This is a genomic window from Microbacterium sp. 4R-513, from assembly GCF_011046485.1.
In the GTDB taxonomy this organism is placed as follows: Bacteria; Actinomycetota; Actinomycetes; order Actinomycetales; family Microbacteriaceae; genus Microbacterium.
On record NZ_CP049256.1, the window covers coordinates 1,449,603 to 1,474,362 of the forward strand.

Here is a 24,760-nt window from a genome sequence, read left to right on the forward strand (position 1 = left end):
GATGCTCCTCGAGGTCGAGCACCTCAAGAAGGTCTACGAGTCGAGCACAGGCTCGGTCGAGGCGATCGGCGACATCAGCTTCTCGATGGGCGCCGGGGAGCTCGTGTGCATCGTCGGCCCCTCGGGCTGCGGCAAGACGACGCTCCTCAAGTGCATCGCGGGCCTGCTGCGGCCGACCGCCGGGGTCGTCGAGCTGCACGGGCGCTCCGTCACGGCGCCGCCGCCGAACATGGCCCTCGTGTTCCAGGAGTACGGCCGCAGCCTCTACCCGTGGCTCACCGTGCGCGGCAACGTGGAGCTCCCGCTCAAGCACAAGAAGCTCTCGCGAGCCGACCGCGATCGGCTCATCGACGATGCGCTCGTCGCCGTCGGACTCGAGCACGCGTCGCGGAGCTACCCCTGGCAGCTGTCCGGCGGCATGCAGCAGCGCGTGGCCATCGCCCGCGCCGTCGCCTATCAGCCCGAAGTGCTCATCATGGACGAGCCCTTCGCCGCGGTAGATGCGCAGACCCGAGCCGATCTGGAGGACCTCGTGCGCGCGCTCCACCGCGATCGCGGGATGTCGATCCTCTTCGTGACGCACGACATCGACGAATCGGTCTACCTCGGCGAGCGGGTGGTCGTGCTGTCCAAGTCGCCGACGTGGGTGCAGGAGGACCTGGCGATCGATCTGGCGGCCGAGCGAGACCAGATCACGACGCGTGCGCTTCCGCGGTTCACCGAGCTGCGGACGCACGTCTACGAGCAGATCCAGCGGGCCAAGCGCGGCGAGGCCGTCCGCCCGGGCACGCCGGCCTGATGACTGCCGGTCCGGCGACGGCGCGCGCCGTCGCAGACACGTCGGTGCTCACGCGCAAGCCCCGGCAGCTGCTACTGGCGTTCTTCGGTGAGTTCGTCTGCGACCGCTACTTCGAGCCGCTCCGCACCAGCGTGCTGCTCTCCGTGCTGGAGGGTGCCGGGGTCGCGGCCCCGGCGGTGCGGACGAACCTCGACCGCATGGTGGCGAGCGGGATGCTCGTGCGTCGCCGGCTCGGCCGCGAGATCGGCTTCGAGCTCACCCCGCACGGCAGCGAGGTGCTGCGCGAGGCATCCGGTCGTGTGAACGGTCCGGCGCCCTTCGAACCGCAGGGGGAGGGGTGGACCCTCGTGACCTTCAGCCTTCCCGAGAACCTCCGGGATCTGCGGCACCGGCTGCGGGCGGCCCTGACCTGGTCGGGCTTCGCGGTGCTGCGCGACGGCCTGTGGATCGCGCCGGGCCGCGTCGACCTGGCGGCCGCACTCGGCGCGATCATCCCGGACCTGCCCCCGGCATCCGTCATCGCCTTCTCGGCCAACGAACTCGATGGGTTCCCGATGGCCGACGCCGTCCGGATGGCGTGGGACGTCGAGACGATCCGCGAGGCGCACCACGAGTTCATCGCCCACTGGGAGGGGGAGGATGCCGCGTCCGGCCTGTCTCCGGTCACGGCGCGGACGCTGCTGGTGGCGGACTGGCTGGCGCTGCTGCGCGCCGACCCCCGTCTTCCTCGGCAGTACATGGGGGACGACTGGCCCGCCGACCGTTCGTTCGAGCTCTTCACCCGCCGGCATCGCGAGTTCGCCTTCCCCGCTGTGCGGGACTTCGCGGGCCTCGTCGCCTGAGACTCTTCCTCAGTCGCGCCGGAAGCGCTCACGGAGGTCGGCCTTGCGGATCTTGCCCGAGGCGGTGCGAGGAAGATCCTCGACGACGACGACGTTCTTCGGCAGCTTGTAGCGGGCCACGAGCCCGTCGAGGTGCCGTCGCACCGCCTCGGTGTCGACGTCCGCGCCCTCGCGGAGCGTCACGACCGCCCACGGCACCTCGCCCCAGCGCTCGTCGGGAACGCCGACGACGGCGACCCCCGAGATGCCCTCGATGTCGGAGATGAGGTTCTCGACCTCGGCGGGGTAGATGTTCTCGCCGCCCGAGATGATCATGTCCTTCAGCCGGTCGGCGATGAAGAGGTAGCCGTCGCGGTCGAGATAGCCGAGATCGCCGGAGCGGTACCAGCCGTCGTCGGTGAACGCCTCGGCCGTGGCCTCGGGCATGCCGTGATAGCCGAGGAAGACGTTGGGACCGGCGACCTCGATCTCGCCGACCGTCCCGCGGGGCACGACGTCGCCCGCTTCGTCGGTGATGCGCACCTCGGTGAAGAAGTGCGGGAGGCCTACGCTGCCCTGCTTGGCGCGGGTCATCTCGGGCGACAGCGACGTCGCTCCCGGCGAGGTCTCGGTCATGCCGTAGCCCTGCGAGAACGAGAGGCCGCGATCCTCGTACGCGTTGAGGATGCGCGTCGGCACCGCCGACCCTCCGCACGTGAGCTTCTGCAGCGAGGAGAGGTCGGTCGTCGCCCACGCCGGGTGGTCCGCCATCATCTGATAGGTCGTGGGGACGCCGCTGAGCATCGTCACGCCGTGCCGCTCGATGAGCGACAGCGCGCGCCCGGGCTCGAAGCCCTTCTCCAGCACGAGCGTCGCCCCTTTGAGGATGACGGGCAGCGCGCCCATGCCGAGGGAGGCGACGTGGAACAGCGGCGAGATCATGAGCGAGACGTCGGTGGACGCGATGTCGTAGTCGACGATGCAGTTGAGGGCCACCCACGTGAGGTTGCCGTTGCTGAGGACGGCGCCCTTCGGGCGGCCCGTCGTGCCCGACGTGTAGATGATGGCCGCGGGGTCGTCGAGCTCGACGTCGGCGGCGGTGTGGCCGCCCGGCGCCTCGGCGACGAGGCGTGCGAGGCCGGGGTGCTCTGGCACCCCGTCTCCGGTGACGATGACATGGGCGATCCGCGCCGCCTCGACGCCCGGCATCGCCCGCTCGAGGAACTCGGGATCGAGCACGACGGCGCGGGCCCCCGAGTCGACCAGCACGTGCGTGACCTCGGGAGCGGCCAGCCGGGTGTTCACCGGCACGAAGACGGCTCCCAGCTGAGCGGCTCCGAACATCATCTGCAGGAACTGGGGGCTGTTCTCGCCGATGTACGCGACGGCGTCTCCCTTGCGGATGCCCCGATGCCACAGCACAGCGGCGACGTGATCGGCGGCATCCGCCAGCTCCCGATAGGACAGCACGTCGTCGCCGAAGACGATGGCCGGCTTGTCCGGGTTCCTCAGCCGCCGCTTGGCGAGCCAGAACCCGATACCGCGATTGCGCATGACTCTCCTTCGAGCGTGCAGCGCGAGCCCGGTGCGTCGAACGCCCGGGTCACGCGTAGAAGCGATAGAGCCCCCGGGCGACGACGGCGGGCTTCTCGGCGCCCTCGATCTCGATGGTCTGATCGACGGCGAACTGGTATCCGCCGCGCACCTCCGTCACCTCGGCGATGACGGCGTTCATGCGCACCCGCGCGCCGACCTTGACCGGTGAGACGAATCGAACCTTGTCGAGCCCGTAGTTGACGCGCGTCGTGACGCCGGTCACGTCGAAGAGCTCCGACCAGAACTTCACGGTGAGCGACAGCGAGAGGAAGCCGTGCGCGATCGGTCCGCCGAACGGCCCGTCGACCGCGCGGGCAGGATCGACGTGGATCCACTGGTGGTCGTCGGTGGCATCGGCGAAGAGGTTGACGCGGTCCTGCGTGACCTCGAGCCACTCGGTCCAGCCGAGGTCGGTGCCGGTGAGCCCGGCCACGTCGGCGTAGTCGACGGTGGTGGTCATGGTGATTCTCCTTCGTGGATCGACGGCGCGCGGGCGCCGGCTCAGGCCGCGAGTCCCAGAAGACGGACGGCGTTGTCTTTGAGGATCCCCGGCATCACGTCGGGCTTGAGCGCCGTCGCGGCGACGTCGCGCTGCCAGCGGTCGGGGGTCAGCAGCGGGAAGTCCGAGCCGAAGAGCACGCGGCTCTTGAGATACGAGTTCGCCGCGCGGACGAGCTGCTCCGGGAAGTACTTCGGGCTCCATCCGGAGAGGTCGATCCACGTGTTGTGCTTGTGCGTCGCGACCGACAGCGCCTCGTCCTGCCAGGGGACCGACGGGTGCGCCATGATGATCTGCAGGTCGGGGAAGTCCGCCGCGATCGGGTCGAGCAGGATGGGGTTGGAGAGCCCCAGCCGCAGTCCGCGACCGCCGGGGAGCCCGGCGCCGATCCCCGTCTGGCCGGTGTGGAACAGGGCCGGGATCGCGGCATCCTGGATCGCGGCGTAGAGCGGATGGAACCGAACGTCGCTCGGGTCGAACCCCTGGACCGTCGGGTGGAACTTGAAGCCGCGCACGCCGTGGTCGTCGATGAGCCGGCGGATGCGGTCGAGGGCGTCCGGGCGGCGCGGGTCGACGGATCCGAAAGGGATGAGCACGTCGTTGTTATGCGCCGCGCCCTCGGCGATGTCAGCGCTCGAGACGGGCGCGTGGCCCAGCTGCGTCTCGGCGTCGACGGTGAAGACGACCGCGGCCATCGACCGTTCGCGGTAGTAGGCGGCCACCGAGTCGAGGTCGGGCCGGGGCCCCTCGGCGGAGAAGTAGCGCGACGCCGCGGCGACCAGGTCGTCGGGGAGCGAGTGGTGCCCGTCGCCGTCGACCTCGATGTGCACGTGGACGTCGATCGCCGTCAATGTGTCGACGTCGATCGCGGGTTCGTAGCGGGTGGTCATCGGCTTCCGATCGTCGGGATCGCCCTCACCGCTGAAGGTCGTCGGGCAGCGGCGGGAACTTCTCGCCCACAGACTGCTCGTGACCCTCGATGAAGGCGGGGAACTCCTCTGTGAGCGCCTCGAACGACCATCCCCCGTCGTGGTAGGCCGTGAGGACGGGCTCGGGATGCGACCAGAGCTGCACCCGGTCGCCCCCGACGCCGATCGCCTGACCGGAGACGCCGGCCGCGGCATCCGTCGCCAGATAGGCGATGAGACCGGCGACGTCGTCGGACGTCCCGAAGCCGAGATCGTGCCGGAAGAAGGCGGGCATGGGCTCGCCCTTCGCGTCGGCCTCGACGGCGGCGGCGAAGTAGGGGACGGTGGCCGTCATGGCGGTCGCCGCGACCGGGATCACCGCGTTGACCGTGATGTTCGCGCGCTTCAGCTCGAGTGCCCACGTGCGCACCATGCCGACGATCCCGGCCTTGGCAGCGGCGTAGTTGGTCTGCCCGAAGTTGCCGCGCTGGCCCGTGGGCGAGCCGATGCAGATGATGCGTCCGGCGACCTCGTGCTCGCGCATCCACGTCGCCGCCTCGCGCACGCACGTGAAGGTGCCGCGGAGGTGGATGCCGATCACGGTGTCGAAGTCGTCGTCGCTCATCTTCCAGAGCACGGTGTCGCGGAGGACGCCCGCGTTGGTGACCAGGATGTCGAGGCCGCCGTAGGTGTCGACGGCGGCCTGCACGAGGCTCCGAGCGGTCTCGGTCGGGCCCACGGGAGCCACGACGGCGACCGCGCGGCCGCCTTCGCGCTCGATCGAGGCGACCGCCTCGGCGGCTGCCTCGGCGTCGACGTCGTTGACGACGACGGCGGCCCCGCGGCGGGCGAGCTCCTGCGCGTAGGCGAGGCCGAGGCCTCGGCCCGATCCTGTGACGACGGCGACCTTGCCCTCGAGTTCCATCGAATCTCCTTCGCGACACGCAGGCGAACGGGCGAGGAACGCCCGCGATCATGACACCACGGTTTGATTGAGAATGTCAATGGTTGTCGATCTCATCCTTTGATACAGTGACGCCATGCCGAGGATGCCGTCAGAGACCGCGCGGAGCGCGTCCGACCGCCTCCGCGAGAGCGGACTCGGGACCGACCTCAGCTTCCTCCTCGCACGCGCCAACGCTCTCTCGGTGGCGGCGGGCAACGCGGCGCTCGCCCCGTTCGGGCTCAAGGTGCGGTCGTTCTCGGTGCTGGCCCTCTCGGTCGGCGAGGTGCGGCCGACGCAGCGCGATCTCTCGGAGTTCCTCCGCCTCGACCCGAGCCAGGTCGTGGCGCTCGTCGACGAGCTCGAGAAGCGCAAGCTCGTCGAGCGCCGGCCAGACCCCGCCGACCGCCGGGCGAACGTCGTGGTCGCCACCGCCGAGGGACGCGCGCTCCACGACCGGGCAGCGTCGGCGACCAAGGCGGCCGAGCGCTCGCTGCACGGCGAGCTCGGAGAGGACGATCGGCGCCTGCTCGCCGGCCTGCTCGCCCGCGTCGCCTACCCCGGCGAGTCCCGGTAGACCCGGCGCGCCACCGTAGCGCTCAGCGCGGCTCGAGCACGTAGCGCTCCCGCCCGGCGAAGACGCCCGTCACGGTCTGGCCGATCATCACGATGAGCACGAGGACGAGCGGGGCGACCCAGCCGCCGACCGTCGTGTGCACCCACCCGAAGAGCACAGGGCCGAGGGCGGCGAGAACATAGCCGACCGACTGCGCCATGCCGGACAGCGCGGCTGAGGCGTCGGGGTCACGCGCGCGCTGGGCCATCAGCGTCAGGGTCATCGCGAGCGATGCGCCGGACGACAGTCCGATGAGCACGACCCACGCGATGACCGCACGCGGAGCCAGCATGAGGCCCGCGACGCCGATGATGCCGAGCACGGGGATGAGCGCCGGGACCATGCGCTCCGCCCTTCCGCGCAGCAGGAGAGGGAGGACGAGCGATCCGACGAGCGAGAAGATCTGGTAGATCATGACGTCGATGCCCGCGACCACGGCGCTCCGGCCCGTCGACGCCGAGATTGACGCGAGCCACGTGAGGAGCATGTAGAACGTGGATGCCTGGAACCCCATGTAGGCGGCGACGGTCCATGCCACCCGGTCCGACCAGATGCCGGTCCGGCCGCGGGGGCGGCCGCTCTGACGGCCGTGGGACGCCCCGCGGGTCGCCCACCCCCATGCTCCGAGCGCGAAGGGGAGGAGCGCGAGGCCGATCACGAGGAGGGCGAACTGCCATCCCGCCTCGCCCGACGGAAGCTCGAGGTGTGAGGCGGGAACCGCGACGCCCGAGGCGATCGCGCCGACGCCGCCGAGGAGCGCCGTGTAGACGGCCATCATCCCGCGGACGTGCTGAGGGAAGTCGCGCTTGATGGCCGCCGGCATGAGGACGTTCACGATCGCAAGGGCGGCGCCGATGATGATCGTGCCGATCCAGAGGCTCGCGGCGGGGCCCGAGAGCGACCGCACGACCGTGCCGACGGCGAGGACGAGCAGCGACCACGTCACGGCACGCGACATCCCGAACCGGCGGCTCAGTTCGTGCGCGAGCGGCGAGATGACGGCCCACATGATGAGCGGCACCGCACCGAGCAGCCCGAGGACGGTGGGCGAGTAGCCGGTGTCGTCGCCGATCTGACCGAGCAGCGGGCCGACCGCGGTGATCGTCGGGCGCATGTTGGCCGCGACGAGGCACGTCGCGACGATGAGCGCGACGACTGCCGGTGTCCGTTTGCCTTCGGCCATAGGCATCGGACTCTACACCCGTGCCCTCGCCTTGACGGTGTCAGCGTCGGAGAAGGAGCCGGCGTAGGACGGAAGCCGCCGCATCCGTCCTACGTCCGCTCGATCTCCTACCCCGCGAAACCCGCCTCACGTGCGATCTACGCGAGGCCCTCCAGCGGCCAGCCCGTGTAGGCCTCGGCGAGGTAGGCGCGGCCGTGCTCGGACTCCACGACGGAGCGCAGCTCGCCGAGCTGGCGGCGACGGTCGAAGTCCGAGGCATCCGGAGCCACATGCAGCATGCTCGTCATCCACCAGGAGAAGTGCTGGGCCTTCCAGATGCGGTGGAGGGCCTTCTCGGGGAAGGCCTCGAGGAGGCGGGAGTCGTCGTCGAGCAGCAGCGCCCGCAGCGCCCGTTCGAGCACGATGACGTCGGCGACCGCGAGGTTCATGCCCTTCGCGCCCGTGGGCGGCACCGTGTGCGCGGCGTCGCCGATGAGTGCGACGCGCCCTCGCAGCAGCTCGTGCGCGACGAAGCTGCGGAAGCGCAGTACGTCCCGCTGGAAGATCGGCCCCTCCTTGAGGGTCGTGCCGGGCACGCGCTTCTGCAGCTCATCCCACAGCTGTTCCTCGGAGTACGCGCTCGGATCGACGTTCGGGTCGCACTGGAAGTACATGCGCTGCACCGTCGCGCTTCGCTGGCTGATGAGCGCGAAGCCGTCGGGCGAGTTGCTGTAGATGAGCTCCTCGGCGCTCGGCGGCGCCTCGCACAGGATGCCGAACCACGCGAAGGGGTACTCCCGGAAGTAGCCGCCGGTGGACGACCCCGTGACCGCGGCGCGAGCGACGCTGCGCGAGCCGTCGGCGCCGACCACGAAGTCCGCTTCGATCGTCAGGGGCTGACCATCCGCGTCGATCGCGAAGACGGCGGGCCGGTCGGTCTCGGCGCCCTCGACGCGCTGCGCCGTCACGCCGAAGCGGAGGTCCTGGCCGGCGGCGAGCCGGGCCTTGATGAGGTCCTTGAGCACCTCGTGCTGCGGGTAGAGGTAGACCGCACGTCCGACGAGGGCGGCGAAGTCGATGCGGTGCCCGTCGCCCGCGAAGCGCAGCTCGATGCCCTCGTGGCGGTTGGCCGCGCTGACGATGCGGTCGGACGCCCCAGAGGACGAGAGCACCTCGACAGTCCCCTCCTCGAGGATGCCGGCGCGGATCGTCGTCTCGATCTCCTCGCGGGACCGCTGATCGATCACGACCGACTCGATGCCGGAGGCCGCGAGCAGGTGCGAGAGCAGCAGGCCGGCTGGGCCGGCGCCGACGATCGCGACGCGGGTGCGAACGGTGGCGGTCATGAGCGTCTCCTTCGACGGATGATCGGATGCTGTGGTCCAGTGTCGGTCGAGTGCTCGCGCTAGCGCAGATACGTTCCTGATCAACGGGAAGTTGGTTGGATTCCGGGGCGGCCGGAGAGGGCGGCTCGGATGTCTCGAGCCGCGCGCAGCAGCTCTGTGATCGCGACCTCGGGCGGCGCCTCGCGCGGGAGCACGACCGAGAGCGCCGCGACGACCTCGCCCGTCTCGTCGCGGACGGGCACGGCGACCCCCGTCGACACCGCCTCGACCGAGCCGGGCGAGACGACGAAGCCCTGCCGGCGGATCTCGGCGAGCGTGCGGCGGAGGGACGAGGCATCCGTCGTCGTCTCGGGGGCCAGGGCGGGCAACGGGCCGGCGAGCACGCGTTCCCGGAGATCCGGGTCGGCGTAGGCGAGCAGCACGAGCCCCGACGAGGAGGCGTGCAGCGGCAGGCGCCCGGCGATGCGGGTGATGTTCGCGCCGGCGTCGGGGTGCGACAGTCGCTCGAGGAAGAGCGCCGAGTCCTGCTCGAGCACGGCGAGCTGGGTGTGCTGGCGCACCCGGGCCTGGATGCGCTCCATGAACGGCAGGGCCGCCTGGCGCAGCCGCAGGGCGCGCGAGCCGCGGAGGGCGAGCTCCCACAGTCGCAGGCCGAGCCGCACCCGGTGGTCGTCGTCGCGGTCGAGCAGCCCTTCCTGCACGAGCTCGTCGACGAGCCGATGCGCCGTGGACGAGGGCAGGTCCGCCCGCCGTCCGATCTCGGACGCCGTCTGCACGGTCCGGTCGGCCGTGAAGGTCTCGAGCACGCGCACGACCCGCTGCGTCATCGAGTCGCCCGACGGCGAATTGGCCATGGCCACAGGATGCCACGGCCTCCGTCGACGACCGGCGCTTGCTGCTTCGCGGCTTCGCCGCTCCGCTCGGCGACCGGACGGAGGGGCGGGGTAGCCTCGGATCAGGAGGACCCGTGGCCGACGACGGAGAGGGAATGCTCGCTCGCGCGATGCGCGTGCTGCAGTGCTTCACGGACGATGAGCCCGCGCTGTCGGCCGCCCGGATCGGCGAGCTCACGGGCCTGCCGAGCTCGTCGCTGCACCGGCTGCTCTCGTCTCTGACCGGTTTCGGTCTGCTCACGCGCGCCCCCGGCCACCGCTACACGATCGGTGCGCGCCTGTGGGAGCTCGGCGAGCTCTCGCCCCTCTCGCTCCGGCTGCGCGAGACGGCCCTGCCCCACATGCTGCGCCTCTACGAGGCCACGGCAGAGAACGTGCATCTCGCCGTGCTCGACGCGCCGACGCCCGACACCGCTTCGGCGCTCTACGTCGGGCGGCTCACCGGCGCGGGATCGATCCCGACCCTCAGCCGCATGGGCGGGAGGCACCCGCTCCACACCACGGGCGTCGGCAAGGCGCTGCTCGCAACGCGGGACGCGCTCTGGCTCGAGCGGTACTTCGCCGCACCGCTCGAGCGCGAGACGACGCACTCGATCACGTCGGAGGCCGAGCTGAGGCTCGATCTCGAGCGCACGCGCGCCCGGGGGTACGCGACGACGCACGAGGAGATGACCCTCGGCAACGTCTCGGTCGCCGCCGCCCTCGGCCCCGTCGACGGGCTGCCGCCCGCGGCGATCGGCGTCGTCGTGCACCTCGAGCGCGCCGATGAGCGACGCCTCGGACCGCTCGTGGTGCAGGCGGCACGCGACATCCGTACCGCTCTCCTCGCCGACTCCCGCTGAACGGGAGTGCTGCGGGGCGTGCTCCGGCACCGGTGCGACCCTGGACCGACCACGTGTGAACCGTCGAAGGGGACTTCATGACCGTCGTCGACTCGGACCCTCAGGGCGCGGAGGCGTTCTCGTCCTCGGTCGTGCTCGAGCAGACCGCCGCTGCGCCCGAGACGCTGCTCGCATCGCACGACATGCCGGAGCAGAGCCAGATCACGCGGGAGATCGCCGACCTGCACGCCGACGCCGAGAGGCGCGTCGCGGCGGGTGAGCGCCTGCCTGCGACGCTGTACGACTTCGCGCCGTACCGGTCGAGCATCCTGCGGCATCCGACGAAGAACCCCCGACTCGTCGACCCCGAGACGATCGAGCTGTGGTCGCCCGCCTACGGGCAGCGGGATGTCGCGCTCATCGAGTCGGATCTCACGCTCCAGCACACCGGCGAGCCGCAGGGCGAGCGCATCACGATCGAGGGGCGCCTCCTGGACTCGTGGGGACGGCCGCTGTCGAACCAGCTCGTCGAGATCTGGCAGGCGAACGCCGCAGGGCGCTACATCCACCAGCGCGATCAGCACCCCGCTCCGCTGGACCCGAACTTCACCGGCGCGGGCCGGATCGTCACGAACGACGACGGCCACTGGAAGTTCACGACGATCAAGCCGGGCCCGTACCCGTGGAAGAACCACGTGAACGCGTGGCGACCGGCGCACATCCACTTCTCGATCTTCGGGGCGGCGTTCACGCAGCGGATCATCACGCAGGTGTACTTCCCGGGCGACCCGCTCTTCGCCCTCGACCCGATCTACAACACGATCCGCAGCCAGAAGGACCGCGACCGTCTCATCGCCGCCTACGACCACGACCTGACGGTGCCCGAGTTCTCGATGGGCTACCGCTGGGACATCGTCGTCGACGGTCCCGACGCCACGTGGTTCGAGCCGGAAGGGAGCGAGGCCTGACATGGCGACGCACGACACCGCCGCGGCGCTCGCCGCACGCCTCGACAAGACCCATGCCGCGTCGCCCGGTCAGACGATCGGACCCTTCTTCGCCTTCGGACTCAACTACCCGAAGATGCACGAGGTCGCCTTCCCGCACTCGGACGGAGCCATCGTGCTGGGCGGCACGGTCTACGACGGCGCCGGCCACCCGATCCCCGACGCCTGCGTCGAAATCTGGGGCGCCGACTCCGACGGCACGATCCCGCGCGGCCGCGGTTCACGCCGCCGTGACGACCACACGTTCACGGGCTTCGGCCGCTCGCACACGAACGACGAGGGGCACTTCGAGTTCTGGACGCGCAACCCCGGCTCGGTCGACGGCGAGGCGCCCTTCTTCGCCGCCGTCGTCTTCGCGCGCGGATTGCCCGACAAGCTGCACACCCGCATCTACCTCCCGGAAGACGCCGAGCGCCTCGCGGCCGACCCGCTCCTCTCCTCCCTCGACGAGGGCGAGCGCGCTACGCTCGTCGCGACGCGCGAGCCGGACGGATCGCTGCACTTCGACATCCGTCTGCAGGGCGAGCACGAGACGGTCTTCCTGACGTACTGACCCGCGCGCTCCCGGACGAAAGGGCCCGATCGTGAGCGAGTCGCCCGTCGACGTCGGTCTGCTGACTCCGGTTGCCGTGGGCAACGACGAGCCGGTGACGGATGCCGCCTTCCTCGCCGCGCTCGTGCACGCCGAGGTCGCGCTCGTCCGTGCGTACGAGATCGTCGGCACGGCGCCCGCCGGGACGGGCGACGCCGTGCAGCGCGCTCTGATCGGCGCGGCGCCGATCGATCCCGCGGCGCTGGCCGAGGCATCCGTCGCCGGAGGCAACCCCGTGATCCCGCTCGTCTCCGAGCTGAAGGACCGGGTGCCGGAGGACGTGCGGCCGTGGGTGCACCGGGGCGCGACGAGCCAGGACATCCTCGACTCCGCCCTGGTCTTCGTCGCCCGCGACGCGTCGGACCTCGTCGCCGGCACGCTGCGGGAGGTCGCCGAAGCGCTCGAGGACTTCGCCCGGGCGCATCGCGACGACGTCGCCGCAGGCCGGACGCTGACCCAGCACGCCGTGCCCACGACGGTGGGCCTGCGCGCCGCGAACTGGCTGCGGGGCGTGCGCCGAGCCGAGCAGCGACTCGACGCCGCCACCCGCGCCCTCCCGGCGCAGCTCGGCGGAGCCGCCGGCACGCTCGCGTCGTTCGTCGAGATCGCGGGTCGGGATGCCGCGTCCCGCCTGACCGCCGCGTACGCCGAGGTTCTGCAGCTGGCGACCCCGGAAGCGCCGTGGCATACGACCCGCTGGCCCGTCACCGAGCTCGGCGACGCTCTCGTGCAGGCCGTCGACGCCGTGGGAGTCATCGCCGCCGACGTCGCGACGCTCTCGCGCACCGAGATCGGCGAGCTCGCTGAGGGCTCCGGCGGAGGTTCGTCGGCGATGCCGCAGAAGCGGAACCCCGCGGCATCCGTCCTCATCCGGTCCGCCGCGCTCCGCGCGCCCCAGCTCGGGGCGACCCTGCACCTCGCGGCGGCCCTCGCGGTCGACGAGCGGCCGGACGGCGCGTGGCATGCCGAGTGGCCGACGCTCCGCGAGCTGCTGCGCCTCGCGCTGGGGGCGACGGCTCACGGCGCCTCGCTCGTGCGCGGCCTCCGGGTCGACCCCGAGGCGGTCGCCCGGAACCTGACCGCGACAGGTGGGCTGATCCTGGCGGAGCGGCTCTCGATCGTGCTCGGGCCGATCGTCGGGCCGAAGCGCGTGTCGGGGATCGTCCGGGCCGCAGGCAAGGGCGAGGACCTCGACGCGCTCGTCGAGGAGGCCCTCGTCGAGGTGGGAACTTCGTCGGTCGACGTCGGTCCGCTGCTCGACCCCGCGAACTACACGGGCCTGGCGGGCGATCTCGTCGACCGCATCACGGCCCCCCGAGAGAACGAGGACACGTGACCGTTCCGCCCATCGCCCTGTCGGCGCCCGTCGGTCCCGAGGACGCGCCGCTCGTCGTGCTGGGCGCGTCGCTCGGCACGTCGAGCGTGCTGTGGGAGAACGTCGTGCCGACGCTCGCCGAGCGGTACCGCGTCGTGATCGTCGACATGCCGGGCCACGGAGCGGCGGCGCCGGCGCGTGAGCCCTTCACGATCGGCGGCATCGCGGACGCCGTCGCCGAGGCCATCCGGGGGCTGGGCGAGCAGAGATTCCTCTACGCCGGTGTGTCGCTCGGCGGAGCGGTCGGGCTGGAGCTGCTGCTGAGGCATCCGGGACTCGTCCGCGCCGCCGCGATCATCGCCTCGGGCGCCATCCTCGGCGAGCCGCAGGGGTGGCTCGACCGGGCAGCCCAAGTGCGCGCGCAGAGCACGTCGACGCTCATCATCGGCTCGGCCCAGCGGTGGTTCGCCCCGGGCTCGATGGAGCGTGATCCCGTCATCACCGGTCGGCTGCTTCACGTCCTGCAGGACACGGATGACGAGAGCTACGCCCTCTGCTGCGAGGCGCTCGCCCGGTACGACGTGCGGCCCCTCCTGCGCGACATCGGGGTGCCCGTGCTCGCGGTGTGGGGTGCGCACGACGAGGTCACCGACGAGCGATCGCTGCGGCTGATCGCCGAGGGTGTGCGCGACGGGCGGGCGGTGGGCCTCGCCGAGGCATCCCATCTGCCGCCCGCCGACGATCCCGCGGGCACGGCCGGAGTGCTGCTGCGCTTCTTCGACGAGATCACGGAAGGGGCCGCCTCATGACGACCAACGAAGGACTGTCCGACGCCGAGCGCTGGGAGCAGGGGATGACGGTGCGTCGTCGCGTCCTCGGCGACGAGCACGTCGACCGCTCGATCGCGAACACGACCGACCTCACGGCCGACTTCCAGGACTTCATCACGCGCGTCGCGTGGGGCGACATCTGGTCGCGGCCGGGTCTCGACCGCAGATCCCGCTCGGTCGCCGTGCTGACCTCGCTCATCGCGCATGGCCATCACGAGGAGCTCGCCATGCACCTGCGGGCGGCGCTGCGCAACGGGCTCACCGTGGCCGAGATCCGCGAGGTGATCCTGCAGTCCGCGGTGTACTCGGGGGTTCCCGCGGCGAACACTGCGTTCCGCATCGCCTCGCAGGTCTTCGCGGATGACGAGGATGCGCAGCCCTAGGCTGGCGCCGTGACCGAGGCTCCCTCCGCCCGCGCCGCGGGCCGCGACGACCGCATCACGCTGCGGTTCATGACCACCCCGGCCGACACCGCGGCGGGTGGGCGGTCGGTCGCGGCGGGCAGCGTCATGGAGTGGATCGACAAGGCCGGATACGCGTGCGCCGTCGGCTGGGCCGGCGCCTACTGCGTCACGGCCTACGTCGGCAACGTGCGTCATCGCCGGCCGATCACGCCCGGGAGTCTCATCGAGGTCCAGGCGCGACTCGTGCACACGGGCCGCACGAGCATGCACGTCGTGGTCACCGTCTCATCGGCCGAGGTCGAGACCCGCGTGTACACGCCGGCGACGACCTGCATCCTGATCTTCGTCGCCAAGGGCGCCGACGGGCGGCCGACCGAGGTCCCGGCGTGGGAGCCGGCATCCCGTTCCGACCGCAAGCTCGCCGCCGCCGCGCTCGACCGCATCCCCTCGCGCGCCGAGATCAAGCAGCTGATGCTGGGTGAGGACTACGGCGCACCGACCGAGGCGCCCCTCGTCACGCTGCGCTTCCTCGTGCCGCCCGGTGTCGTGAACTGGGGCGGCAAGGCGCACGGCGGCACCGTCATGCGGTGGATCGACGAGGCCGCCTACGCGTGCGCCGCCTCGTGGGCGAAGGACGGGGACGGTGCGAGCGGTGCGGTCGCCGTCTACTCCGGCGGGATCCACTTCTTCGCGCCCGTGCGGATCGGAGACCTCGTCGAGGTCGAGGCGCGCATCGTCTACACGAGCGCGCACAGCATGCACGTGAGCATCCGGGTCTCGTCCGCCGATCCGCGCACGCCCCATGAGCTGACGCTGACGACGCAGTGCCTGAGCGTCTTCGTCGTGCCGGGGGAGGACGGAGTGGCCGCACCCGTGCCGCAGTGGACGCCGACGACGGCCGAGGACGTGCAGCTGTGGGAGCACGCGCGCGAGATCATCCGCCTCCGCGAGGGCATCGCGCCGATCGCCGCATCCCTCACCCTCGAGCCCTGACCCCGGACCCCAGCCCGCCCCGGTCCCTGAGCCCTTCCGGTCCCTGAGCTTGTCGAAGGGTCGAACCCCGACCCATTGGCAACCACTCACCCTCGGTTTCACCCCACTCCCGCCCAACGGGACGGCTCGCGCCGGCTCGCGGCATCCCGAGTATCGTTGCCGATACACCTTGCGAACGTCCGTTCGCACAGCGAACAGGAGTCTGCGTGATCGACAAGACGGTTCCGGATGCCGCGGCCGCCGTCGCCGGCATCCCCGACGGGTCGACCGTCATGATCGGCGGCTTCGGCCGAGCCGGCCAGCCGGTCGAGCTCATCGACGCCCTCATCGCGCAAGGCGCGTCGGGCCTCACGATCATCAACAACAACGCGGGCAACGGCGACACGGGTCTCGCGGCGCTCCTTGCGAAAGGGCGGGTCCGCAAGATCGTTTGCTCGTTCCCGCGCCAGTCGGACTCGTGGGTCTTCGACGGCCTGTACCGCGAGGGGAAGATCGAGCTGGAGCTCGTGCCGCAGGGCAACCTGGCTGAGCGCATCCGCGCCGCCGGCGCGGGGATCGGCGCGTTCTTCACGCCGACGGGCGTGGGCACGGAGCTCGCCGAGGGCAAGGAGGCCCGCGAGATCGACGGACGGCAGTTCGTGCTCGAGTATCCGATCAAGGCGGACTTCGCGCTCGTCAGCGCGCTGAAGGCCGACCGCTGGGGCAACCTCGTGTACCGCGAGACCGCGCGCAACTTCGGTCCGATCATGGCCTCGGCCGCCACCACGACGATCGTGCAGGTCGACGAGGTCGTGCCGCTCGGATCGCTCGACCCCGAGACCGTCGTCACTCCGGGCATATTCGTCGACCGCGTCGTGGCCGTCGGCGAGCGTCGGTGGCTCGACGACGGCCGGTTCGTCGGGGGAGTCGACCTCGAGGGCCGGCCGCTCGCCCACGCCGCGGCATCCGTCGCAACCGGCGACGACCCCTCGACGAGCTCGAGGATCGACAGCAAGGGAGGCGACCAGTGAGCGCCCGCATCAGTCGCGAGGAGCTCGCGGCCCGCATCGCCGCCGACATCGCCGAGGGCTCCTACGTCAACCTCGGCATCGGGGCGCCGACCCTCGTGGCGAACTTCCTGCCGGCCGACCAGGAGATCATCCTGCACACCGAGAACGGCCTGCTCGGCATGGGACCGGCTCCGGATGCCAAGCACGTCGACCCCGATCTCATCAACGCGGGCAAGCAGGCCGTCACGGCGCTCGAAGGCGCCGCGTTCTTCCACCACGCCGACTCGTTCGGCATGATGCGGGGCGGGCACCTCGACGTCTGCGTCCTCGGCGCGTTCCAGGTCAGCGAGCGCGGCGACCTCGCGAACTGGTCCACCGGCGCTCCCGGCGCGATCCCCGCTGTCGGCGGCGCGATGGACCTCGCGATCGGCGCGAAGGCCGTCTACGTCATGACCGACCTCCTCACGAAGACCGGCGAGTCGAAGCTCGTCGCCGAGTGCACCTATCCGCTCACGGGCGTCGGCTGCGTGACCCGCGTGTACACCGACCACGCCGTCTTCGACGTCACGCCGGAGGGCTTCGCCGTGCGCGAGGCCTTCGGCGACAACACCGTGGAATCCCTCGCCGAACTCACCGGACTGCGGCTGACCGCAGCAGAAGGAGACCGAGCATGACTGCTTCCTACGTGTACGACGCCGTCCGCACGCCGTTCGGGCGCGCCGGCGGCGCCCTCTCCGGTGTCCGCCCGGACGACCTCGCGGCGATCGTCATGAAGGCGACGGTCGAGCGCACCGGCCTCGACCCCGCGCGCATCGAGGACGTCATCTTCGGAGACGCGAACCAGGCAGGCGAGGACAACCGCAACGTCGCCCGCTTCGGCGCGCTGCTCGCGGGGTTCCCGACGACGGTTCCCGGGGTCACGGTCAACCGCCTCTGCGGCTCGTCGGTCGAGGCCGTCATCCAGGGCTCGCGGGCGATCGAGGCGGGGGATGCCGACATCATCCTCGCCGGTGGCGTGGAGTCGATGAGCCGGGCACCCTTCGTCGTGGAGAAGTCGGCGAAGCCGTTCCCCGCCGTCGGAAACCAGACCCTGTGGAACACCTCGATCGGGTGGCGGATGGTCAATCCGAACTTCCCGAAGGAGTGGACGATCACCAACGGCGAGTCCGCCGAGAAGCTCGCCTCGATCTACGACATCTCGCGCGAGGCGCAGGACGAGTTCGCTCTCCGCAGCCACCGTCTCGCCGGGGAGGCGTGGGCCGCGGGCGTGTACGACGATGAGATCATCCAGGTGCCCGGCGCCGAGCTGGCCCGCGACGAAGGCATCCGCGACGACACGACGCTCGAGAAGCTGGGGACGTTGCGCGCGCTGTTCGCGACGGACGGCACCGTCACGGCGGGCAACTCCTCACCGATCAACGACGGCGCGTCGGCCGTTCTGCTCGGCAGGGAAGGGGCGCTGGATGCCGAGCCCCTCGCCCGCATCACCGGCCGGGGCGTCTTCGGCAACGACCCGGACGTGTTCGGCGTCGCGCCGGTCGAGGCGGCGAACCGCGCGCTCGCGCGCGCCGGCCGCACGTGGGCGGACGTTGACTTCGTCGAGCTGAATGAGGCGTTCGCCTCGCAGAGCCTCGCGTGCGTGCACCTGTGGAGCGACCTGGATCCCGAGAAGGTCAACATCCACGGCGGCGCGATCGCCATCGGCCATCCGCTCGGCGCCTCGGGCGGCCGCATCATCGGCCACGCCGCACATGAGCTCAAGCGCCGTGGTGGCGGGGTCGCGGTCGCGGCGATCTGCATAGGCGTCGGTCAGGGACTCGCAGTCGTCCTGGAGCGCTGAGTCGCATGGGCGGTCCACGGTCGTCCACCGACCTTCGGTCCACCGACCTTCGGTCGTTGAGCGAGCGGAGCGAGACGAAACGCGCCGGATCGGCGAGAAGCAACGGACCGGCGTCGATGCCGGAGCAGATGCGTTTCGTCTCGTCGCTCCGCTCCTCCCTCAACGACCGGGCGGGCCGGGCGGCAGCATGAGCGATGCCGAGGCATCCGCCGACTTCGTCCAATCCCTGGCGCGGGGGCTGGCGGTCATCCGCGCGTTCGACGGAGACAACGCCGACCTGACCCTCAGCGAGGTCGCGCGGCGCAGCGTGATGCCTCGCGCCGCGGCCCGGCGGTTCCTCCGAACCCTCGAGACGCTCGCCTACGTGCGCGGCCGCGGCGACGGCACCGGCCGCACCTACGCCCTGACGCCCCGCGTGCTCGAGCTCGGCTTCAGCTACCTGTCGGCGCTGTCGCTGCCCGAGATCGTGCAGCCGCACCTCGAGCGCCTGTCGCGCGAGGTCGACGAGTCGGTCTCGGCGGCGGTGCTCGACGGGCCCGACATCGTCTACATCGCCCGCGTCCCGACCCGGCGCATCATGAGCGTGCGCATCACGATCGGGACGCGCTTCCCCGCGTACGCGACGAGCCTGGGGCGCGTGCTCCTTGCCGGACTGGAGGAGGATGCCGCGGCTGCCGCGGTTTCGGCATCCGCACCTGAGAAGCTCACCGACCGGACCTTGACCGATCCGGCGGCGCTTCGACAGGAACTCGCCCGGGTGGGGGAGCAGGGCTGGGCGCTGGTCGACGGAGAGCTCGAGCCGGGCTTGCGGTCAGTCGCCGCGCCCCTCCACGGGCGGAGCGGTGCCGTCGTGGCGGCACTCAACGTCTCGACCAGCTCGACGCGGGACTCGGTCGAGCACCTCGTCGAGGAGTATGTACCGGCTCTCCTGCGGACGGCCGGCGCGATCGACGCGGAGTTGCGGCTGGTTTGAGTTCGACCCCTCGACAAGCTCGGGGACCGGGTGGCCAGCGGTCGGCGGAGGAAGCCGGCGACGGGGTCACGGGCCGGGACCGGGCGGCCGCGGGTTGGCGACCGCCGGGCGAGAGATGGGCGGCCGTGGGCCGGCAATCGAAGATGGGCGTGCGGGCCCGGGCGGTGGGGGCGTCGCGTCTGCTCACTGTCGCCGGATGGCGGTCAGGAGCCGAGGCTTCGAGGTCGTGGCAGGGCGCCACTGCCGAGAGGGATCGAACCAGCTGGGCGCACGGACTTCGGGCACACCGCTGTTCATCCGGATGGACCAGCCGGATCTGTCGAGATAGCGGTGGTGGTACCAGCAGAGCAGCACTCCGTTGTCGGTGTGGGTCGGCCCGCCGAGGGCGTGGTCGGTCACGTGGTGGATCTCGCACCACGCCGCCGGCACGCCGCAGCCGGGAATGATGCAACCGCCGTCGCGAAGCCCGATCGCGCGGCGCTGGTGTCTGTTGAACACGCGCTCCTCGGTGCCGAGCCGGCGGATGCGCCCGCGGTCATCGAGCGCCACGCGCTGGACGACGCCGGCGCAGCCGACGTGCCGAAGGGCCGCGGCCGAGATCGGGAGGTCGGTCTCGTGTGCGTGTCCTTCACCCGTTCCCGAGCCGAGGTCTTCCGCGCGCACCGAGACGATGAGCGTCGGCGGGGCTCCGCCGACGAAAGGAAGCTCGCCGCTTGCCGCAGCCACCGTCAAAGCGGTGGCCAACGCGTCGTGCTGCTTCTGCTGGCGGGTGCGATCGTCCGGCGGCGCTGCGTCATCCCTCTCGGTCGGCTCGGAGAAGCGCACGCGATCAGTCCGAGGCGAGAGGATGCTGTCGAAGATGCGCTGCAGCTGCGCTGCGACGTCGGGGAGCAGCATCCCGCGAATCGGCACACCCCGCTCCGTGGCTGCGCCGAGTGTCAGCGAGCGGTGGTGCGTCGTGCGGTTCTCCCGCGGCTCCGCGCCGTCCTGATCGAGGAACAGCGCCCACGTCTGTGCGTGCACCTTGAGGAGATCGGCGGACGCGGGTGGGGCGCCGTCTGCGGCCTCACCCCGCGCGTGCGCCGCCAGGACCGCGTCGGCGGTGAGGACGTCGTCGCGGTTCGCCCGAGCGCCCATGGCGAGGAGCGGGTCGGCAGCGCGGAGGAGGCCGTCGACGCCGATCGCGGCATCCATCAGCGCCTCCCGGAGTGGCGGCAGCGCAGGATCGAGCGGCTGACCGGTGGTGACGGATGCCTCTTGCCGCACCGCCCGAGCGGCCTTGCGGTAGCCGCTCGCCGACTGGCGGGAGATCCGCGTCACGCGCTCGACGAGCTCGGGTACGTCGTGGCAGCCGAGTCGTGAGGTCAGCCGCTCGTCTCGCACCGCCGTCCGCGATCGCGCGTCGACCTCACCGACGGACTCGACCATGACGGCGTCGAGTTGTCGCTGGACGTGGGCTGCCGCGCGCATCACGGCGATGAGCTCGGTGTCGTCGAGCCCCCTCATGCCGCCTTCGCGGAGCGTCGGCATCACGGCCTCGTCGATGCGCGAGGCGAGTGCCCGGAGCTCATCGACGATCGGCGTCATAGATCAATTCTGCCGAGGGCCACCGACATTCCAGGGGTGGTTTCTGCCAGATCAGGTGATCAATTCGCGCTATCGATCGGTTGGAAGTTCGACCCCTCGACAAGCTCGGGGGCCGGGGTGGGGAGCCAGGGATTTGCTGGGTCCGACCCCTCGACAAGCTCGGGGACCGGAGGGCGGCCGGGTCGACGGCGGGGCGGGTCAGATCGGCTGGGCGAGAGTGCCGAGCGTGCGACCGACGAGGGCTCCGTAGACCGATCTGTCCTCCGGCGGATGCTGCTCCCACCGCGAGAGCTGCAGCGAGTTCTCGACCACCATCCGCGCGCGCTCGAACCGGCGGGCCATGAACGCCTCGAGCGCCGCATCGATACTCGACGCGCGCCCGAGCTCGTCGGCGAGGACGATGCCGTCCTCCACGGCGATGCCGAGGCCGTAGGAGATGTGCGGAGTCGTGGCGTGCGCGGCATCCCCGATCAGCACGACGCGACCGCGCACCCACGGATCGTCGACGAGAAGCGCCTTGAGCGCACGCAGCTCGGCGCCCGGTTCGAGGGTCGCCGCGATCTCGGGCACCCACCCGCCGTACCCCGCCATCGCCGCGCGCATCTCATCGGTGAGATCGCCCCGCCGATGCGCCGGCTCGGTCCGCGCGTCGATGACGACGTACGCGTAGAGATGCTCGTCCGAGATGGCGACGAGGCCGACCTTGCTCCCGTGGCCGTGGTACATGAAGTACTCGGTGAGATCGGCCGGGCGCGGTGCGCGGGCGCGCCAGATCGACTGTCCCGCGTACTCGGGCTCACCCACGTCGGGAAAGGCCAGGTGCCGCACGCGGGAGTTGATGCCGTCCGCCCCGACGACGAGATCGAAGCGATCGCGGTCGCCGGTGCTGAAGACGACGTCGACGCCCTCGTCATCCCATGCGAGCACGTCGACCGTCGTCGAGAAGCGCAGCCTCGTGTCGGTCCCGGCGACCGCTCGCCCGAGGATGTCCGCGAGCACACGCCGCGAGATCGCGACCGTCGGCGGAAGCCCCGGCACCAGCGCCGGGGGATTCGCCGTGTCGAAGACCTGGCCCTCGGCGGTCGCCATGTGCACCGGGCCGTGCGGCCAGCCGTGCGCGACGATCTCTTCCGCGAGGCCGAGGGAGTGCAGCGCCCGAAGGGGCGAGTTCTGGAGGAGCACCCCGATGCCCGCCGGCGCGAGGTGTTCCTCGAGCTCCGCGATCTCGACGCCGAAGCCGGCACGGGTCAGGGCGAGCGCCGCGGTGAGGCCGGCGGGGCCGCCCCCGACGACGAGTATGCGCTGTGCCACCGGCATCCTGCCTTCTGATCCTGACGGGCTAGGCCCGTTCGACGAGGGCACCGGGACCCTCGGCGACCTGGGCGGCCGCCTGCGCGAAGAGACCGCGCATCCAGGTGTGCTCGGGATCGCGGCCGTGGACGGGATGCCACCACAGGGCGTTCACGACGGGCGTGGCGTCGAAGGGCGGTGGAAACACGCGGATGCCGCTGACGCTCGACGCGTAGTCGGTCAGGCTCGACTGGATCAGTCCGAGCCGGTCGGTCCCGGCGATGAAGTGCGGCAGTGCGAGGAAGCTCTCGACCACCGCCTCGACGCGGGGCTCGATCCCGAGCTGCTGCAGCTGTCGGGCCGCCGACGTGAAGGCGGTGCGGGTCTGGAAGGTGAAGACCCAGGGCATGCGGCCGAGCGCTTCCATGGTGAGCTCGTCACCGATCTCGGTGTTGGATTCGGAAGCCACGACGACCCACCCGTCGCGCCAGAGGTCCATGTACGGAAGCTCGGTGAGGTGGCCGTGCGGGATCACCATGCCGTCCACCGAACGCAGACGCGTCAGCGCGTCGTCGACGATCGACGGGTTGTGCAGCATGAACCGGAACCGCACGCCCGGCGCCTCTTCGGCCGCGAGGCGCGAGACGGCCTTGCCGATCGTCGCGAACCCGTAGTCCGAGCCGTAGATCGAGAACTCGCGCGTCGAGTCGTGCGGCGTCCAGATCGCCTGGCTCTCGAAGACCCGCCGCGCCGCGTCGAGCGCCGTCGTCGTGTGCTCCGTGAGCCGGAGGGCAAGGGGCGTCAGTTCATAGGTGTTGCCGCGGCGGGCGAGGATCGGGTCGTTGAAGTGCGTGCGCAGCCGCGCAAGCGAGGCGCTCAGCGCCGGCTGGCTGAGGTGCAGTCGCTCCGCGGCCCGCGTGACACTGCGCTCCGTGAGCAGGGCGTCGAGGGCGACGAGCAGGTTCAGGTCGAGCCGAGAGAGAAGCGGTTGATCGGTCACGGCGATGTGATCCTTCGGGTGCGGAGGTCTGGCGCCGAGTGTATCAACGCAATCTATGGCGACAACAGGCCACATCGCCCGGGACGATAGGCGGCGGATGCCTCGGCATCCGTCGTCGAAATGTGCTCATCCGTCTTGCTTATGCTCAAAAGTGACAAATGCTGTTAGCGTGAAGGCAGACGTCCCTGATGGCAGCGGTCACCCCTGCCAGGAGAAAGGAGCATCGATGCTTCTCGAGCGCGAGCTCATCCAGTCCGTCGGATTCCGCAACGTGCGCGAGGGCGGGCAGGTGACGGGGTTCCAGCTCCGTCTGCGCATGCCGTCCTACCGGGGCATGGCGGCTTCGCTCATCGACGGGGTTTCGGTGCGGGTCGGCGGCCTCGTCGACGTCGCGCCCGACGTGCCGCTGTGGACCTTCGCCGGCCGCACCTACACGCTCGAGGAGCTGTGGGACTCGGACGGAGTCCGCTGGCCCCTCGAAGAGGCCGCGATCGTCACCGTGCCGTTTCCCGGCGGGCTGCCGGAGGGCACGCACGAGGTGTCGGTGAGTCTGCGCCTGCGCATGTCGTACATCCCCGAGGAGCACCAGCCTTCGCGCTATGACGTCTCGCGGCACATCACTCTGACGTCGTCGGAGGAGGGCGGCCCCTTCAAGTACGGCGTCAGCCTCTACAGCTTCATGACCGACTACGGCACCGTGCTGGACCTCGAGACGGCGCTCGCCGCCGTCGCGGACGTCGGGGCGACCGGTGTCGAGATCCTCGGCGAAGGGCACATCGAGCGGTACCCCGAGCCGACGACCGAGTGGATCGACCGCTGGTTCGCCCTCCTGGACAAGTACTCGCTCGAGCCGACGAACTACGGCTCGTGGATCGACACGCGGCTGCACTCGAGCGGCGTGAACGCGCGCGACCTGACGGCGGAGGAGGGGGCCGGGATGCTGCAGCGCGACCTGCGGCTCGCGAAGCGCCTCGGCTTCGGCTTCGTCCGGCCCAAGATCGGCGTCGTGTCGAGCGATTTGGTCCCTCACCCGATCTGGACCGAGTCCGTCGAGCGCTCGCTCGACCTCGCGGCCGAGCTCGACGTCATCATCTGCCCTGAGATCCACTCTCCGACGCCGATCAAGCACGAGGTCGTCGACGACTACATCGACCTCATCCAGCGCACCGGCACCAAGCACTTCGGCCTGCTGCTGGACACCGGCATCTTCCAGGACCGCCCGATCCCGCTCAAGCCGGGCGAGCTCCCCGGCCGTCGCCCGGCCTTCATGGACGGCATCGCGGTCGACCCGGCCGACATCGCCGACATCGCGGAGTACGTCGTCTTCGTCCAGGCGAAGTTCCACGACATCGACGAGAACCTCGAGGACCAGCAGATCCCGTGGGAGCCCGTGCTCCGCGCCTTCAAGGACGCCGGCTACACGGGCTACCTGTCCAGCGAGTACGAGGGCGAGCGCATCCCGTGGCGCTCGATCGAGCAGGTGCGCCGCCAGCACTCGCTCATGCGCTCGATCGCCGCGCGCCTCTGATCCGCCAG

25 protein-coding genes are annotated in these 24,760 nt (G+C 70.9%); 15 read left to right on the forward strand and 10 right to left on the reverse strand.

Annotated features, from left to right (window positions below):
* Window position 1: 1 nt before the first annotated feature.
* A complete protein-coding gene (locus G5T42_RS06325; protein ID WP_165130110.1) occupies window positions 2-799 on the forward strand; it encodes an ABC transporter ATP-binding protein in 798 nt (265 codons plus the stop codon).
* Window positions 799-1,641 (forward strand): PaaX family transcriptional regulator C-terminal domain-containing protein, encoded by an 843-nt coding sequence (locus tag G5T42_RS06330; protein WP_165126917.1) that lies wholly within the window; start codon window positions 799-801, stop codon window positions 1,639-1,641. The genes G5T42_RS06325 and G5T42_RS06330 overlap by 1 nt, the downstream gene beginning before the upstream one ends.
* A gap of 9 nt (window positions 1,642-1,650) precedes the next feature.
* On the opposite strand, the gene G5T42_RS06335 is transcribed toward G5T42_RS06330, so the two are convergent.
* From G5T42_RS06335 to G5T42_RS06350, 4 genes are read right to left on the reverse strand one after another with little or no spacing between them, the layout of a single operon-like run.
* The gene (locus G5T42_RS06335; RefSeq protein WP_165126919.1) at window positions 1,651-3,174 is read right to left on the reverse strand and encodes a long-chain fatty acid--CoA ligase; all 1,524 of its coding nucleotides are present in this window, start codon (window positions 3,172-3,174) and stop codon (window positions 1,651-1,653) included.
* A 49-nt stretch (window positions 3,175-3,223) separates the two neighbouring features.
* On the reverse strand, window positions 3,224-3,676 hold the full coding sequence (locus G5T42_RS06340) for a MaoC family dehydratase (RefSeq protein WP_165126921.1): 453 nt from the start codon (window positions 3,674-3,676) through the stop codon (window positions 3,224-3,226).
* A gap of 41 nt (window positions 3,677-3,717) precedes the next feature.
* Complete coding sequence (locus tag G5T42_RS06345) at window positions 3,718-4,605, reverse strand: amidohydrolase family protein (protein WP_165126923.1); 888 nt, start codon at window positions 4,603-4,605, stop codon at window positions 3,718-3,720.
* A 25-nt stretch (window positions 4,606-4,630) separates the two neighbouring features.
* Window positions 4,631-5,548 (reverse strand): SDR family NAD(P)-dependent oxidoreductase, encoded by a 918-nt coding sequence (locus G5T42_RS06350; protein ID WP_165126925.1) that lies wholly within the window; start codon window positions 5,546-5,548, stop codon window positions 4,631-4,633.
* 115 nt (window positions 5,549-5,663) lie between these two features.
* On the opposite strand from G5T42_RS06350, the gene G5T42_RS06355 reads away from it, so the two are divergent.
* Complete coding sequence (locus G5T42_RS06355; protein WP_241245984.1) at window positions 5,664-6,143, forward strand: MarR family winged helix-turn-helix transcriptional regulator; 480 nt, start codon at window positions 5,664-5,666, stop codon at window positions 6,141-6,143.
* Window positions 6,144-6,165: 22 nt separating this feature from the next.
* Here G5T42_RS06355 and G5T42_RS06360 read toward each other — a convergent pair whose 3' ends face one another.
* The 3 genes from G5T42_RS06360 to G5T42_RS06370 form a co-directional block, all read right to left on the reverse strand.
* Window positions 6,166-7,365 carry an MFS transporter gene (locus G5T42_RS06360; RefSeq protein WP_165126927.1) on the reverse strand — a complete coding sequence of 400 codons (1,200 nt, stop codon included), beginning with the start codon at window positions 7,363-7,365 and terminating at the stop codon, window positions 6,166-6,168.
* 137 nt (window positions 7,366-7,502) lie between these two features.
* Window positions 7,503-8,690, reverse strand: coding sequence for a 4-hydroxybenzoate 3-monooxygenase (locus G5T42_RS06365; RefSeq protein ID WP_165126929.1), 1,188 nt, complete (start codon window positions 8,688-8,690; stop codon window positions 7,503-7,505).
* Window positions 8,691-8,770: 80 nt separating this feature from the next.
* Window positions 8,771-9,544, reverse strand: a complete 774-nt coding sequence (locus tag G5T42_RS06370; RefSeq protein WP_165126931.1) for an IclR family transcriptional regulator — start codon at window positions 9,542-9,544, stop codon at window positions 8,771-8,773.
* A gap of 113 nt (window positions 9,545-9,657) precedes the next feature.
* Between G5T42_RS06370 and G5T42_RS06375 the strand changes: the two genes are divergently transcribed.
* The 11 genes from G5T42_RS06375 to G5T42_RS06425 all read left to right on the forward strand — a co-directional run bounded on the left by G5T42_RS06375 (window position 9,658) and on the right by G5T42_RS06425 (window position 19,347).
* Entirely contained in the window at window positions 9,658-10,425 is a 768-nt protein-coding gene (locus G5T42_RS06375; protein ID WP_241245985.1) for an IclR family transcriptional regulator, read from the forward strand.
* 77 nt (window positions 10,426-10,502) lie between these two features.
* Entirely contained in the window at window positions 10,503-11,372 is an 870-nt protein-coding gene (gene pcaH / locus G5T42_RS06380; RefSeq protein ID WP_165126933.1) for a protocatechuate 3,4-dioxygenase subunit beta, read from the forward strand.
* Between the two features lies 1 nt (window position 11,373).
* A complete protein-coding gene (gene pcaG, locus G5T42_RS06385) occupies window positions 11,374-11,964 on the forward strand; it encodes a protocatechuate 3,4-dioxygenase subunit alpha (RefSeq protein WP_165126935.1) in 591 nt (196 codons plus the stop codon).
* Window positions 11,965-11,995: 31 nt separating this feature from the next.
* Window positions 11,996-13,339: a lyase family protein gene (locus G5T42_RS06390; protein WP_165126937.1), complete on the forward strand. Its 1,344-nt coding sequence runs from the start codon at window positions 11,996-11,998 to the stop codon at window positions 13,337-13,339.
* A complete protein-coding gene (locus G5T42_RS06395) occupies window positions 13,336-14,127 on the forward strand; it encodes an alpha/beta fold hydrolase (protein ID WP_165126939.1) in 792 nt (263 codons plus the stop codon). The genes G5T42_RS06390 and G5T42_RS06395 overlap by 4 nt, the downstream gene beginning before the upstream one ends.
* Window positions 14,124-14,531 carry a 4-carboxymuconolactone decarboxylase gene (gene pcaC, locus G5T42_RS06400; protein ID WP_165126941.1) on the forward strand — a complete coding sequence of 136 codons (408 nt, stop codon included), beginning with the start codon at window positions 14,124-14,126 and terminating at the stop codon, window positions 14,529-14,531. The genes G5T42_RS06395 and pcaC overlap by 4 nt, the downstream gene beginning before the upstream one ends.
* A gap of 9 nt (window positions 14,532-14,540) precedes the next feature.
* Window positions 14,541-15,545, forward strand: coding sequence for an acyl-CoA thioesterase (locus tag G5T42_RS06405; protein WP_241245986.1), 1,005 nt, complete (start codon window positions 14,541-14,543; stop codon window positions 15,543-15,545).
* 206 nt (window positions 15,546-15,751) lie between these two features.
* Window positions 15,752-16,555 (forward strand): 3-oxoacid CoA-transferase subunit A, encoded by an 804-nt coding sequence (locus tag G5T42_RS06410; RefSeq protein WP_165126943.1) that lies wholly within the window; start codon window positions 15,752-15,754, stop codon window positions 16,553-16,555.
* Entirely contained in the window at window positions 16,552-17,208 is a 657-nt protein-coding gene (locus G5T42_RS06415) for a 3-oxoacid CoA-transferase subunit B (protein ID WP_165126945.1), read from the forward strand. The genes G5T42_RS06410 and G5T42_RS06415 overlap by 4 nt, the downstream gene beginning before the upstream one ends.
* Window positions 17,205-18,374, forward strand: a complete 1,170-nt coding sequence (locus G5T42_RS06420; RefSeq protein WP_165126947.1) for a thiolase family protein — start codon at window positions 17,205-17,207, stop codon at window positions 18,372-18,374. Before G5T42_RS06415 ends, G5T42_RS06420 begins: the two co-directional genes overlap by 4 nt.
* A gap of 187 nt (window positions 18,375-18,561) precedes the next feature.
* Complete coding sequence (locus G5T42_RS06425) at window positions 18,562-19,347, forward strand: IclR family transcriptional regulator C-terminal domain-containing protein (protein ID WP_165126949.1); 786 nt, start codon at window positions 18,562-18,564, stop codon at window positions 19,345-19,347.
* A gap of 183 nt (window positions 19,348-19,530) precedes the next feature.
* Here G5T42_RS06425 and G5T42_RS06430 read toward each other — a convergent pair whose 3' ends face one another.
* The 3 genes from G5T42_RS06430 to G5T42_RS06440 form a co-directional block, all read right to left on the reverse strand.
* Window positions 19,531-20,934, reverse strand: coding sequence for an HNH endonuclease signature motif containing protein (locus G5T42_RS06430; RefSeq protein ID WP_165126951.1), 1,404 nt, complete (start codon window positions 20,932-20,934; stop codon window positions 19,531-19,533).
* Between the two features lie 198 nt (window positions 20,935-21,132).
* A complete protein-coding gene (locus tag G5T42_RS06435) occupies window positions 21,133-22,245 on the reverse strand; it encodes an FAD-dependent monooxygenase (protein ID WP_165126953.1) in 1,113 nt (370 codons plus the stop codon).
* A gap of 28 nt (window positions 22,246-22,273) precedes the next feature.
* Entirely contained in the window at window positions 22,274-23,224 is a 951-nt protein-coding gene (locus G5T42_RS06440; protein ID WP_165126955.1) for a LysR family transcriptional regulator, read from the reverse strand.
* A 226-nt stretch (window positions 23,225-23,450) separates the two neighbouring features.
* On the opposite strand from G5T42_RS06440, the gene G5T42_RS06445 reads away from it, so the two are divergent.
* Window positions 23,451-24,752, forward strand: a complete 1,302-nt coding sequence (locus G5T42_RS06445) for a DUF6379 domain-containing protein (protein ID WP_165126957.1) — start codon at window positions 23,451-23,453, stop codon at window positions 24,750-24,752.
* Window positions 24,753-24,760 lie beyond the last annotated feature (8 nt).